Consider the following 13,829-nt stretch of genomic DNA (forward strand, 5'->3'; position numbering starts at 1 on the left):
TCATTGCTGGGAAAGCGGCATGGCGGAAGCAGGGCAGGACGTCGATTGTGATGTATTGGTCGTGGGCGGTGGCATCAATGGTGCAGGCATCGCGCGCGACGCGGCCGGACGCGGCTTGTCGGTCGCCCTGGTCGAGAAAGACGATCTCGCCTCCCACACATCCTCGGCCTCCACCAAGCTGATTCACGGCGGCCTGCGCTACCTCGAATACTATGAATTCAAGCTGGTGCGCAAGGCGCTGGCCGAGCGCGAAGTGCTGCTGCGCTCCGCGCCTCACATTATGTGGCCGCTGCGCTTCGTGATGCCGCATGCAGCGGGGCAGCGGCCCGCGCTGCTGATCCGCGCGGGACTGTTCCTGTATGACCTGCTGGCCAGGCGCGAACTGCTGCCGGGATCTTGCGGCGTGCGCCTGTCCTGCCATCCTGCCGGGCGGCCGCTGAAGCCTGAATTCCGCAAAGGTTTCGTCTATTCCGACGGCTGGGTGGACGACGCTCGCCTCGTGGTGCTGAACGCCATGGACGCGAAAGCGAAAGGCGCCTGCATCCTGCCGCGCACGCGCTGCCTGAGCCTGCGGCGCGAGGCCGACCGCTGGTACGCCACCTTGCGCAAGGCGGATGGCAGCGAAAAGACCATTACCACGCGCTTCATCGTGAACGCGGCAGGCCCGTGGACCTCATCCTTCCTCGACGCCGCCACGCACAAGCCGCATGCCAGCCACCTGCGGCTGATCAAGGGCAGCCATATCGTGGTCAAGCGCATCTTCGAACACGACCACGCCTACATCTTCCAGAACCGCGACGGCCGCATTGTGTTCGCAATTCCCTATGAGCGGGAGTTCACGCTGATCGGCACTACCGATATCGACTACCAGGGTGATCCGAATGCCGTAGCCATCTCCGAAGGAGAAATCAGCTACCTGTGCGAGCTGGCCAGCAGCTACTTCCGCGAGCCGGTGCGGCCGGCCGACGTGGTGTGGACCTATGCCGGCGTGCGCCCGCTGCTGGAGGACGAAGCGGCCGACGCCAAGGCCGTGACCCGCGACTACCGCCTGGACACCGACACGCAGGGCGGGGCGCCCATCATGAGCGTCTTCGGCGGCAAGATCACCACCTTCCGCAAACTGGCCGAAGAAGCGGCCGACCAGATTTGCAAATCACTGGGAAAATCGGCGCCGGCATGGACCGAGAAAGCCTGCCTGCCCGGCGGCGACATCTTCGGCGCGCTGCCGCAGAACCGTTCGGTGCAGGAATTCGGGCCGTGGGTCGCAGGCCTGCAGGTGCAGTACGCCTGGCTTGATCCGAAGCTGGTGAGCCGCTACGCGCGCGCTTACGGCACCCGCATCCACACTCTGCTCGGCGGCCGCCACGCGCTGGCCGACATGGGCGTCGAAATCCTCCCCGGCCTGTACGAGGCCGAAGCCGACTACCTGCGCCGCCACGAGTGGGCCACCACCGCCGCCGACATCCTCTGGCGACGTTCCAAATTAGGCATCCACCTTCCCGCGGGCGCCGAAGCGCGCCTTGACGCCTGGCTCAGCGCTACGCCGCCTGCAGCCTGAGCTCCCTGCTATTTACGGTGGAAATGCATCATCCCGCTGACGTCAGGGTCGTATTCAATCATTTCAAGGTAGTCCGGTTCCGACTCCTGGGAAAACGTTAGCCTTAGCTTCTGAGCCTTAACGCATCTGGCCTGGGCAAGTACCAGCAGATAGCTCCTTGCGGAGTTCTTCGCGTCGATGATCGTCGTGTGATCCCGAATATCCTTGAAGCTGCTGCCAGCACGCTCCTTTTCGACGACAAAGGTTGTTGAACATGCCGGTTTTCTCTTCTTGCCATAACCCCAGGAGATCCTGTTCCCGGATATTTCCATCAAGCCGTAGATGGCTTCCGAGGCGGTATCGCCCCCGTACCATTGCCCCTGCAAGGTTGATTCGCTTATTCCAATCTCTTGCCGCGCGTTTGCCACATCCATGATGGCGGACAGGGTCAGAAGTGTTGAAATGATGGTGTGCCGCACGTGTCCTCCTCAATCATAAGTAGTAGCGGCTGGTCAGGCTATTTCAGCGGGGGCGCCTGATTTGCGTCGGCATCGGAAGCCAGCCGTATCGTGAATGTACTCTGTTTTCTCGCGCCGTCGCTGCTGGCGGCGGGAACGACACAACATCGATTGCCGCATAGCACAAGGTGAAATAAAAGCCGGCGCGATTTGCATCGGGCCGGCTTTTTGCTGTGCGGTGAAGATTACTTCACGCCGTGCATCAGTTTCTGGATCAGCGGGGCCACCAGGAACAGCAGCACGCCGCCGCCCACCAGCGACCAGAAGCCGAAGGTGTAGCCGGACAGCGCGGAGGCGACCGACATGCCGGACTCGCCGGAAACATGGGAGGCGAAGATGCCGGACAGGTTGTTGCCGATGCCGGTCGACAGGAACCAGCCGCCCATGCCGAAGCCCACCAGGCGTACCGGCGCCAGCTTCGTCACCATCGACAGGCCGATCGGGGACAGGCACAGCTCGCCCACGGACTGGATCACGTAGACCATGAACAGGGTCCAGAACGGGATCTTGTTGTTGGCGTCCACCAGCGAGGACAGCGCGAACATCAGCAGCAGGAAGGCCAGGCCGTTGAATATCAGGCCCAGGCCGAATTTGCGCGGGATCGATGGATCGGCGCTGCGGCGCGACAGCCACACCCAGGTGGCGGCCACGATCGGCGCGCAGGTGATGATGGCGATCGAGTTCACGCTCTGGAACCAGGCGGTCGGGAAGACCCAGCCGCCGAAGTCGCGGTTGACGATATTTTCGGCCAGGAAGGTGAAGGAGCTGCCTGCCTGTTCGAAGAACATCCAGAACAGGATATTGAAGCCGAAGATGATCAGCATGGCGATGGTCTTGTCGCGCACCACTTTGCCGCCGCGGATACCCTCAACCATCAGCATCACGGCCAGCAGCAGGAACAGCACGGTCAGCACGCCCTGCAGGGTCTGCGCGCCGACGGCGAGCAGGCCGAATACCATCGGAATCACAGCCAGGCAGCCGAGCGCCACATAGGCGATGCGGGCCGGGCTGGCAGCTTCCGGCTCGGCCTGGCCGATGCCTTTCAGCACATTGCGGCCGATGTAGAACCACACCAGGCTGATCAGCATGCCGACGCCGGAGGCGATGAACACGATCTTGTAGGCTGGCGTGTCGCCCGAACCGAATACATATTGCGCCAGGTACTGGGTCAGGATCGGCGCCACGAAGGCGCCGCTGTTGATGCCCATGTAGAAGATGGTGAAGCCGGAGTCGCGGCGGGCATCGCCTTGCTTGTACAGCTTGCCGACCATGGTCGAGATGTTCGGTTTGAACAGGCCGTTACCAGTGATGATGGTTGCCAGGCCGAGCTTGAAGATGGTCGGGTCCGGGTAGGCAATCATGAACAGGCCGGCCGCCATGAAGGCCGCGCCAACCAGGATCGAGCGCTGGTAGCCGAGGATGCGGTCCGCCACATAGCCGCCGAACAGCGCGGCAGCATACACCAGCGCGAGGTAGGAACCGTAGGTGAGGTTGGCATCGGCCTCGCCGGTTGAGGCGCCGCCGTGGAATTGCGCCACGATGTAGAGGACCAGTGCCCAGCGAATGCCATAGAACGCGAAACGTTCCCAGAATTCGGTCATGAACAACATCCAGAGTGGGCTTGGGTGGCCCATGATCTGCTTGAATTCAGGGATACTGGATTCGGTTGGGGTGGTGGTGGCACCGCTCATGCAGTTTCTCCTGGTGAAAAAGGCGCCATTGTAATCTACCGGGTTCGCTTGTCGAGGACTTCACGTGATGCGCTGCAGCATTGTGGTATGTTTGCCAAGTTTGCAACTCTGTTGTGCCCGCAGAAGTGTTACGGATGGCGTATATTGGGGCTGCGGACACAAGTGGTAAGCAGTGGTAACGCTGAATTCAGAAAACCAGAATAGGATTTATCGCATCATGGAACATGGCATTGTCGATACACAGATTTCGCCGGAAGGTAAGCTGGAAGTTCTCTCGAAGGCGGAAGTTGCCAAACTGCTCGATTCGGGCACGGGTGGGCTTTATCCCATCTTCCGCAAATGCGCGCTGGCCGTGCTCAATTGCGGCAGCACCATCGACGATGGCAAGGAGCTGCTGGAGCGCTTCGAATCGTTTGACATCAGCATCATACAGCGCGAGCGCGGCATCAAGCTCGATATCAAGGGTGCGCCGGCCATCGCTTTCGTCGATGGCAAGATGATCAAGGGCATACACGAGCACCTGTTTGCGGTGCTGCGCGATATTGTTTTCGTCAGCAATGAGGTCACGGGCAATCCCAAGTTCGACCTGGGCAGTTCGGAAGGCACCACCGACGCGGTCTTCCACATCCTGCGCAACGCGAATGTGCTGAAGCCGCAGTCCAATCCCAATCTCGTGGTGTGCTGGGGAGGCCACTCGATCAACCGCTCGGAATATAACTATACGAAGGAAGTGGGCTACCAGCTCGGCCTGCGCGGCCTGGATATCTGCACCGGCTGCGGCCCGGGCGCGATGAAAGGCCCGATGAAGGGCGCCACCATCGGCCACGCCAAGCAGCGCTTTACCAGCGGCCGCTATCTGGGCATTACGGAGCCGGGCATCATTGCGGCGGAATCGCCCAACCCCATCGTCAACGACCTGGTGATCATGCCGGATATCGAGAAGCGCCTGGAAGCCTTTGTGCGCACGGGGCACGGCATTATCGTGTTCCCGGGCGGCGCCGGCACGGCGGAGGAGATCCTGTACATCCTGGGCATCCTGCTGCACCCGGACAATGCGGAGCTGCCGTTCCCGCTGATCTTCACGGGGCCCGAAACGGCACGCGACTACTTCACGCAGATCAACGAGTTCATCGGGCTGACGCTGGGCGCTGAAGCGCAGAAGCGCTACAAGATCATCGTGGACGATCCGGCCCAGGTGGCGCGCGAGATGCAGGAGGGGATCAAGCAGGTGCGCGAGTACCGCAAGTCGCGCAGCGATGCGTATTACTTCAACTGGGCGCTGCGCATCGACGAGGAATTCCAGCGTCCTTTCTCGCCAACGCACGAGAATATGCGCAACCTGCGCCTGCACAAGGATCAGCCGGTGCACCTGCTGGCGGCCCAGTTGCGCCGCGCCTTCTCGGGCGTGGTGGCCGGCAATGTGAAGGAAGAGGGTATTCGCGCCATCGAGAAGTACGGGCACTTTGAGATTCACGGCGATCCGGAAATCATGGAGCCGATGGATGCGCTGCTGGCATCCTTCGTCGCGCACAGCCGCATGAAGCTGCCGGGCAAGGTCTATATTCCCTGCTATAAGGTTGTGAAGTAAGCAAAATGGCTACCGCTTGCTGCCCAGGTGGGCAGCAATGCGGTCCACGCTTTCGCGCAGGGCCCGGGTTTCCCTTTGCTGCTGTGCCATGTCGGCGCGAAGGCGGGCGTCGCGCTCCGCCATTTCTGCCCGAAGCTGGGCGTCGCGCTTCGCCATGTCGGCGCGGAGGCTGGCGTTTAATGCATCAACCCCAGTCTCAAGTTTCCCGATCTTTTGCTCCATGCCTCCGATCTTTTGCTCCATGCCTCCAATCCTTTGCTCCACGCCGCCCAGTCTTTGTTCCATGCCTTCCATGCGCCTGTTGACGACCTCGGCTTGTTTGCCCATGCCTTGGCCCGATTCGAAAGCGCCGACCATGCCCGAGAGCAATGAGGAATTGACGCCAGCCACACCGATGACGACGCCGATGCCAGTCAGGATCACAGTGATATGCAGCTTCCGGACGGATTCACGAATTTCCGTCGTCACCTGAAGCATCAGGTTCCAGCGCTCGTCACTGACGCTGCTGATCGTCGTCAGTTTGGCATCCAGTTCTTCGCGTGAAAATGGAGAGTTCATAGCGTATGCTGCGCCCCGCACCGCATCGGGTCAAGCAAGCGGGAGCGCTCTTTCAAGCGCGGTACTGAGCTGCATCAATTCCTGTCGAGCAGCGTGAGGATCGTACTTTGAAATTTCTCAGGCTCATCACGGTGTATCTGGTGTCCCGACTTCTCAAACAAGAACAGGTCTTTCCGCGGGGCTTTCAATGCCTGGAAGTAGGCCTTGGTAATCGCGGTAGAGGTTTGAATGTCGTTCTGGCCGACCAGGAAATAGACTGGGCAAACAACTTCATTCAGCGTCTCCGGCAGGTCCGTCGCCATGACTTCGTTCCAGACTGGGGACCATGTTTTCGACCATTGCAGAAAACCGGTTTTGAAATCACTGCCCGTTACGAAGGTTTTCCCCTCGCTGTAGAACAGCCATTTGCGCAGATAGAACAGATCTTCGTCAACCTTGAATGGTATGTTGACGCTGGCCAGTTCCGCAGAGGCTACCGGATCGTCCTTGAAGCGGTTCTTCAGGATGCGGAGCAGTTCTTTTTCGCTCGCAAGCTGGCTCACGACTGGATTGACGGCGATATAGGCGTGCAGCAGCCCGGAGTGTTTTTTTACCATGTCGAAGCCGAGTACGTTCCCCCACGAACTCCCCAGCAGATAAATTTTCTCCTGGCCTAGCCGTTTTGTGATGAACTGTATGACCTGGTAGGTATCTTCACCCATCTGCGCAACCGATGGCGGAACGGGAGACGGATTCAGCTTCAAGGTCTTGCCCGCATCCCGCTGATCCCATTGCACGATAGTGAACCGGCTCTTTAAGGCATCGGTGAACGCGCTGGCGCCATTCATCATCGAACTACCCGGGCCGCCCGACAAGAACAGCAGAATGGGCTTGCGCGAGTCATCGGTCTTGATTTCGATGACCTGCTTTATTCCGCCGATGTCAGGCGTCAGCAAAGTATCGATCTTCCGATCCTCAGCATGGCATACGCCGATGGGGATGAGCAGTGCTGCGAGTGCCACCAACAGGTTTCTTATGTTCATAGGCCCACAATCGTTCAAATTAAAAAAGCCGCGATGCACGGGGCAGGGCGGCTTTCTGTTGCGGTAAGCGCAGCACTTAGTCTTCGCGGCGCAGGTGCGGGAAGAGCAGCACGTCGCGGATGTTCGGCGAGTCGGTGAGCAGCATCATCAGGCGGTCGATGCCGATGCCGCAGCCGCCGGCCGGCGGCATGCCGTATTCCAGCGCGCGGATATAGTCGGCGTCGTAGAACATGGCTTCATCGTCGCCGGCTTCCTTCGCTTCAACCTGCGCCAGGAAGCGCGCGGACTGGTCTTCCGGATCGTTCAGCTCCGAGAAGCCGTTGGCGATTTCGCGGCCCACCATGAACAGTTCGAAGCGTTCGGTGATGCCTGCACGCGTGTCGGAGGCGCGCGCCAGCGGCGACACTTCGGCCGGGTAGTCGATGATGAAGGTCGGCTCCCACAGCTGCGCTTCGGCGGTTTCCTCGAACAGCGCCAGCTGCAGCGCGCCCAGGCCGGAGTGCGCGTGCGGCTTCACACCGAACTTGAGCAGCTCGGCCTTGATGAAGGCTTCGTCGTTGAGCTGCGCTTCGGTGTAGTGCGGCGCATACTTGTTGATGGCGCCGACGATGGTCAGGCGGTGGAAAGGCTTCGACAGGTCCAGCTCACGGCCGCCGTAGGTCAGCGTGGCGGAACCGTGGGCGTCCACCGCGGCCTGGCGGATCACGGCTTCGGTGAAGTTCATGATCCAGTCGTAGTCCGTATAGGCCGCGTAGAACTCCATCATCGTGAATTCTGGGTTGTGACGGATCGACACGCCTTCGTTGCGGAAGTTGCGGTTGATCTCGAACACGCGGTCGAAACCGCCCACCACCAGGCGCTTCAGGTAGAGCTCAGGCGCGATACGCAGGTACATCTGCATGTCCAGCGCGTTGTGGTGGGTGATGAAAGGCTTGGCCGCCGCGCCGCCCGGAATCGGGTGCAGCATCGGGGTTTCCACTTCCATGAACTCGTGCTTCTCCATGAAGCGGCGGATCGAGGACATGGCCGCGGTGCGCGCCTTGAAGGTGCGGCGCGTCTCTTCGCTCACGATCAGGTCCACGTAGCGCTGGCGGTACTTGGTTTCCTGGTCGGCCAGGCCGTGGAACTTGTCCGGCAGCGGGCGCAGGGACTTGGTGATCAGGCGCAGTTCCGTGACTTTGATGGTCAGTTCGTCGGTCTTGGTCTTGAACAGGGTGCCGGTCACGCCCAGGATGTCGCCCAGGTCATAGTGGTGCAGCGCTTCCATCGCAGCTTCGCCGGTCAGGTCCAGCGTTGCGTAGATCTGGATGCGGCCGTCGGCGCGCGCGCCGGAGGAATCCTGCAGCGTGGCGAAAGCGGCTTTCTTGCCTGCTTCGCGCTTCAGCATCATGCGGCCAGCCAGCGTTACGGTCACGGGCGATGCTTCCAGTTCCTCGCGCGACTTCTCGCCATACTGCAGGTGCAGGTCGGCGGCCTTGTGTTCGGGCTTGAAGTCGTTCGGGAAGGCGACGCCTTTCTCGCGGATCGCAGCCAGCTTGGCGCGGCGTTCAGCGATGATTTTGTTGTCGTCCTGGCCTGGCGCCTGTTCGTGATTTTCCGTAGTCATGGTGGTAGAGGTGTTGATGGATTTAGTTATTGGCCGTGCTGCCGGAAAGCAGGCTGGCGATATTCAGTTCGCTGAAGTCGCGCACGATGGCGATGACGTTGTCGAATTCAGCAAAGGCGGAAGGGGGCAGGGTGGTGCTCAGCACCACGCAGGGCATGCCTGCGCGGCGCGCTGCTTCCACGCCCAGCGGCGCGTCTTCAAACACGATGCACTGTTCCGGCGCCACTGCGCAGCGTTCGGCCGCCAGCAGGAACACATCCGGATTCGGCTTGCCGCGCGCCACATCGGCAGCGCCGACCACGGCGTCGAAATGGCGGCGCAGGTCGAGGCCATCGAGCGTGAACACGATGTTTGCGGGCGGCGCGGCGGTGGCCACGGCTAGGCGCACATCGGCCTCCTGGGCGCCGGCGATGAACTGGTCGAAGCCGGCCACGGTTTCCAGGTGGGGCGCATACAGTTCGCGGTACAGCTCTTCCTTCTCCGCGTCCAGCAGCATGCTGTCTTCCTTGGTGATGTGCTCGCCCATATAGGTGCGCATGATCTCGTAGCCCTGGCGGCCGGCCGTGGAACGGAAGAACTCCTCCGCGTCCACGGTGTGGCCGCGGCGGGCAAAGAACTCCAGCCAGGACTTCGTATGGAAGGCCATGTTGTCGACGATGGTGCCGTCCATATCGAAGATGAAGGCGCGCTGCGTTGCGGTCATGGCTTATACGCCCTGTTTCAGCGAAGCGGCGATGAAGTCGTCCAGGTCGCCGTCCAGCACGTTTTTCGTATTGCCGGTCTCAAAGCCGGTGCGCAGGTCCTTGATGCGGGACTGGTCCAGCACGTAGGAGCGGATCTGGTGGCCCCAGCCCACGTCGGTCTTCGAATCTTCCAGCTTCTGCTGTTCGCTCATGCGCTTGCGCAGTTCCTGCTCGTACAGCTTGGCCTTCAGCATCTCCATCGCTTCGGCCTTGTTGCGGTGCTGCGAGCGGTCGTTCTGGCACTGCACGACGATACCGGACGGCGCGTGCGTCAGGCGCACTGCGGAGTCGGTCTTGTTGATGTGCTGGCCGCCCGCGCCGGACGCGCGGTAGGTGTCGATGCGCAGGTCGGCCGGATTGATCTCGATCTCGATCGAATCATCCACTTCCGGATACACGAACAGGGACGTGAAGGAAGTGTGGCGGCCGTTGGCGCTGTCGAACGGCGATTTTCGCACCAGGCGGTGCACGCCGGTTTCGGTGCGCAGGTGGCCGTAGGCGTAGTCGCCTTCCACTTTCAGCGTGGCGGTCTTGATGCCCGCAACCTCGCCCTCGGATTCTTCCATCACCTCGACCTTGAAGCCCTTGCGCTCGCAATAGCGCAGGTACTGGCGCAGCAGCATGGAGGCCCAGTCCTGGGCTTCGGTGCCGCCGGCGCCGGCCTGGATGTCGATGAAGCAGTTGTTCGGGTCCATCGGATTGTTGAACATCCGGCGGAATTCCAGGCCTTCGATGACCTTCTTGATCTCTTCGGTGTCGGCGATGACGGATTCCAGCGTGGCGTCGTCGTTTTCTTCCTTGCCCATTTCGAGCAGTTCCTGCATGTCCGACAGGTCGCTGCGCGCCTTGGTCAGCGCATCGACGATGGCTTCCAGCGCTTTCTTCTCGCGGCCCATGTCCTGGGCCTTCTTGGGATCGTTCCAGACCGCCGGGTCTTCCAGTTCGGCGTTCAGCTGTTCGAGTTTCTCCGACTTCTTATCGAAGTCAAAGATACCTCCGAAGTTCGGCTTCGCGGGTCGTCAGATCGGCGAGCAGGGCGGTGAGGGAATTGATGCGTTCGGCTTCCATGGCTTTTCTTTATCTGTAGAGTGCAATCAAACCCTAGATTATACCCTACGGCGCGGGGTCTGCCGAAGCGGGCCGGGGCCGATCTTGCTGCGCCCGCACTCACTGCGTATCATGCAGCGTCTACTGCTCACTTTTATTGCACATGCGCATCGTTTTCAGCCTGATTTCCCTGCTGCTTGCCGGCTGCGCCGCGCTGCCGCAGGACACGCCTGCCGGCAGCCGCACCACCCTGGCCCTGCTGGAGACCACCGACCTGCATTCGAATGTGCTGAGTTATGACTATTACAAGCTGGCGCCCGATGCGTCGCTGGGCCTGGAGCGCACGGCTACCCTGATCCGCCAGGCGCGGGCCGAATTCCCCAACAATGTGCTGCTCGATAACGGCGACACGATCCAGGGCACGGCACTGGCGGACTACCAGGCGCTGGTGGCGCAGGTGGATTGCGGGCAGGTGCTGGGCATTTACAAGGCTTTCAGGCAGCTGGGCTACGACGGCACCGGCATCGGCAACCACGACTTCAATTACGGCCTGGCCTTCCTCAGCCAGGTAACGGGCAACCGTTTCGATGTTGATGGCGTCGATCCGGCGAAGCCGGTCTGCGCGGGGCCGAACTTCCCGCAGGTTCTGGCTAATGTCTACAGCATCAGGTCCGGCAAGCCGCTGTTCAAGCCATGGCACATCATCGACAAGCGCGTGCAGGCCACAGGTCCGGACGGCAAGCCGCTTGAGGCCACGGTCCGCGTGGGCATCATCTCCTTCGTGCCGCCCACCATCCTTACCTGGGACAAGCGCTGGCTGGAAGGGAAGGTTCGCACCGAAGGCGTGAAGGAAACGGCACAGAAGTACCTGCCCGAGATGCGCGCTGCCGGGGCGGACCTGGTGGTGGCGATTTCCCATGCAGGGCTGGATGACAGCCCGTATTCGCCAACGATGGAAAACGGCAGCTGGCACCTGGCACAGGTGCCGGGCATCGACGCCATGCTGATCGGCCATTCGCACCAGCAGTTCCCGAATGCCGCCAGCACCGTCCCGCAGTTCAACCTGCCGGGCGTGGACAAGGCACGCGGCACTGTACACGGCGTGCCGACCGTGATGCCCAGCCTGTGGGGCAAGCAGCTGGGCGTCATCGCGCTGCAGCTGCGGCATGACGGCAAACGCTGGGTGGTGGAGCAGGATAAGACGAACGTTGCCGTGCGTGCCACGCAGACCGGCGAGAAGCGCTTCGTCGATGCCGATCCCGCCATCGCACCGCTGCTGGCGCAGGAACATGAAGACACCATCCGCTATGTGAAAACGCCGATCGGCACTTCCACCATCCGCATGTCCACCTACTTTGCCGACGTGGGCGATGTGAGCGCCGTGCAGCTGGTTAACGAGGCGCAGGCCGAATACCTGAAGCGCTACGTGCAGGCCAACCTGCCGCAGTATGCGAACCTGCCGGTGCTTTCCGTGGCCTCTCCCTTCAAGGCCGGTTCGGCCGGCGTGACCGATTACACCGATGTGGCGCCCGGACCCATTGCGCTGAATAATGCGGCCGACCTCTACCTGTATCCGAATTCCCTGCAGGGCGTGAAAGTGAATGGCGCCGAGCTGAAAGCCTGGCTGGAAAAGGCGGCGGAGCGCTTCAATACGATCGACCCGTCGAAGACCGCGCCGCAGGAGCTGGTGAATACCGGCTTCCCCGGCTATAACTTCGACATGATGACCGGTGCGGACGTCCGCTATGAGATCGACGTGACCCAGCCGCCCGGCAAGCGTATCGGCAAGCTCGAATACCGCGGCGTTCCCGTGCAGGCAGCGCAGGAGTTCATCGTGGCGACCAACAACTACCGCGCTGCCGGGGGCGGAGGCTTCCCCGCGCTGGACGGCAGCCGCACCGTGGCGGCCACGCCGGACAATAACCGCGATGTGCTGATCGCCCATATCCAGGCCACCAGAACGGTGCGACCGGCCCTTGCCCGCAGCTGGCGTTTCACCCCCGTCCTGACCAAAGGTCCAGTTGTTTTTCACTCTGCGCCGGGCAAACTGGAGCTCGCGAAGGCGGCTGGTCTTACCACGGTGACGCAGCTGAAGGCGGATGATGGGCTGGGGCGTGGCTTCGCCCTCTACGCCATCGAGTTGCGCTGAGTTTCAACACGCCTTCCTTACGTTCCGCTTACACATTGGCGTTATTGCTACGTGTTGCGGCGCGTCACATCATTTCATTGCTGACTAAATATTATGCACCTACAATGCTCCACCGATGGGGAGGTTTGACCAGCGTACCACTCGACAGAAACGCAGTGCAGATAACGGAGATGAGACATGAATTTCAAAATGAAATCGCTCGTTGCAGTTGCAGTACTCGGGTTTTCAGCAAGCGGCAGCATGGCGGCAGAACCAATCAAGATCGGCGTGGCCGGTCCGTTCACCGGCGGTTCCGCGCCCATGGGCGTTTCGATGCGTGACGGCGTGAAGCTGGCCGCTGCGGAAATCAATGCAAAAGGTGGTGTGCTGGGACGCCAGATCCAGCTGGTGGAGCGCGACGACGAAGCGAAGAACGAGCGCGGCGTGCAGATTGCGCAGGAGCTGATCAACAAGGAAAAGGTCGTCGCCACCGTCGGCTACATCAATACCGGCGTGGCGCTGGCCTCGCAGCGCTTCTACCAGGAAGCCAAGATCCCCGTGATGAACAATGTGGCCACCGGGACCATCATCACCAAGCAGTTTGCGGACCAGCCTGAAAACTACGTGTTCCGGAATTCCGCAAACGATTCCATTCAGTCCGCGATGATCGTTGAAGAAGCGGTGACGCGCCGCGGCTTCAAGAAGGTGGCCATTCTCGCCGACTCCACCAACTACGGCCAGCTGGGCCGCGAAGACCTGGAGAAGGCGCTGGCGGCCAAGGGTATCAAGGCCGTGGCGGTGGAGAAGTACAACATCAAGGATGTGGACATGACCGCGCAGCTGCTGAAGGCGAAAGCCGCGGGCGCCGAAACGGTCCTGACCTACGGCATCGGCCCCGAGCTGGCGCAGATTGCCAACGGCATGGAAAAGCTGAACTGGAAAGTGCCGATGATCGGCAGCTGGACCCTCTCCATGGGTAACTTCATCGACAACGCAGGCAAGAACGGCAACGGCACCCGCATGCCGCAGACCTTCATCCAGGACCCGAATACCCCGAAGCGCAAGGCCTTCATCGATGCCTATGTGGCGGCCTACAAGCCGGCCAACGGCCGCATGCCGTCGCCGGTGTCCGCGGCGCAGGGCTACGACTCGGTCTACCTGCTGGCGGCCGCCATGAAGCAGGCCGGCAGCACTGACGGCCCGAAAGTGCGCGCCGCACTGGAGAACCTGAACGAGAAGCTGGAAGGGGTCGTCACCACCTACGACAAGCCGTACAGCAAAACCGACCACGAAGCGATCAACGCCAATAACGTGCAGTTCGGCGAGGTCAAAGACGGCCGCGTCGTCGCCGCCGGCAAGTAATAGCTCGCGTCCGCCCTCCGCCGGCATGC

Annotated in this window: 11 protein-coding genes; 4 read left to right on the plus strand and 7 right to left on the minus strand. The window is 61.3% G+C overall.

Translation table 11 applies throughout. The annotated features are described in order from the left end of the window. Positions 1-19: 19 nt before the first annotated feature. On the plus strand, positions 20-1,558 hold the full coding sequence (glpD, locus tag ACJRPG_RS07860; RefSeq protein ID WP_407999510.1) for a glycerol-3-phosphate dehydrogenase: 1,539 nt from the start codon (positions 20-22) through the stop codon (positions 1,556-1,558). An 8-nt stretch (positions 1,559-1,566) separates the two neighbouring features. On the opposite strand, the gene ACJRPG_RS07865 is transcribed toward glpD, so the two are convergent. Continuing rightward, positions 1,567-2,016, minus strand: coding sequence for a hypothetical protein (locus tag ACJRPG_RS07865; RefSeq protein ID WP_407999511.1), 450 nt, complete (start codon positions 2,014-2,016; stop codon positions 1,567-1,569). A gap of 224 nt (positions 2,017-2,240) precedes the next feature. Beyond that, positions 2,241-3,746, minus strand: coding sequence for a peptide MFS transporter (locus ACJRPG_RS07870; RefSeq protein WP_407999512.1), 1,506 nt, complete (start codon positions 3,744-3,746; stop codon positions 2,241-2,243). Positions 3,747-3,963: 217 nt separating this feature from the next. Here ACJRPG_RS07870 and ppnN point away from each other — a divergent pair, with 217 nt between their 5' ends. After that, positions 3,964-5,334 (plus strand): nucleotide 5'-monophosphate nucleosidase PpnN, encoded by a 1,371-nt coding sequence (ppnN, locus tag ACJRPG_RS07875; protein ID WP_407999513.1) that lies wholly within the window; start codon positions 3,964-3,966, stop codon positions 5,332-5,334. 9 nt (positions 5,335-5,343) lie between these two features. Here ppnN and ACJRPG_RS07880 read toward each other — a convergent pair whose 3' ends face one another. From ACJRPG_RS07880 to prfB, 5 genes are all read right to left on the minus strand, one after another. After that, complete coding sequence (locus tag ACJRPG_RS07880) at positions 5,344-5,892, minus strand: hypothetical protein (protein ID WP_407999514.1); 549 nt, start codon at positions 5,890-5,892, stop codon at positions 5,344-5,346. 74 nt (positions 5,893-5,966) lie between these two features. Then, the gene (locus tag ACJRPG_RS07885) at positions 5,967-6,893 is read right to left on the minus strand and encodes an alpha/beta fold hydrolase (RefSeq protein ID WP_407999515.1); all 927 of its coding nucleotides are present in this window, start codon (positions 6,891-6,893) and stop codon (positions 5,967-5,969) included. Positions 6,894-6,990: 97 nt separating this feature from the next. Beyond that, positions 6,991-8,520: a lysine--tRNA ligase gene (gene lysS, locus ACJRPG_RS07890; RefSeq protein WP_407999516.1), complete on the minus strand. Its 1,530-nt coding sequence runs from the start codon at positions 8,518-8,520 to the stop codon at positions 6,991-6,993. 22 nt (positions 8,521-8,542) lie between these two features. Further along, positions 8,543-9,223 carry an HAD family hydrolase gene (locus ACJRPG_RS07895; RefSeq protein ID WP_407999517.1) on the minus strand — a complete coding sequence of 227 codons (681 nt, stop codon included), beginning with the start codon at positions 9,221-9,223 and terminating at the stop codon, positions 8,543-8,545. A gap of 3 nt (positions 9,224-9,226) precedes the next feature. Then, a protein-coding gene (gene prfB, locus ACJRPG_RS07900) for a peptide chain release factor 2 (protein ID WP_407999518.1) occupies positions 9,227-10,331 on the minus strand; the annotation gives its coding sequence in 2 pieces (ribosomal slippage) (positions 9,227-10,249 and positions 10,251-10,331; 1,104 coding nt in all). A gap of 142 nt (positions 10,332-10,473) precedes the next feature. On the opposite strand from prfB, the gene ACJRPG_RS07905 reads away from it, so the two are divergent. Together ACJRPG_RS07905 and ACJRPG_RS07910 are read left to right on the plus strand one after the other, a co-directional pair. Next, positions 10,474-12,459 (plus strand): bifunctional 2',3'-cyclic-nucleotide 2'-phosphodiesterase/3'-nucleotidase, encoded by a 1,986-nt coding sequence (locus ACJRPG_RS07905; protein ID WP_407999519.1) that lies wholly within the window; start codon positions 10,474-10,476, stop codon positions 12,457-12,459. A 177-nt stretch (positions 12,460-12,636) separates the two neighbouring features. Next, on the plus strand, positions 12,637-13,800 hold the full coding sequence (locus ACJRPG_RS07910) for an ABC transporter substrate-binding protein (protein WP_407999520.1): 1,164 nt from the start codon (positions 12,637-12,639) through the stop codon (positions 13,798-13,800). Positions 13,801-13,829 lie beyond the last annotated feature (29 nt).

The organism is Pseudoduganella rhizocola (genome assembly GCF_045984285.3).
Lineage (GTDB): Bacteria > Pseudomonadota > Gammaproteobacteria > Burkholderiales > Burkholderiaceae_D > Rugamonas.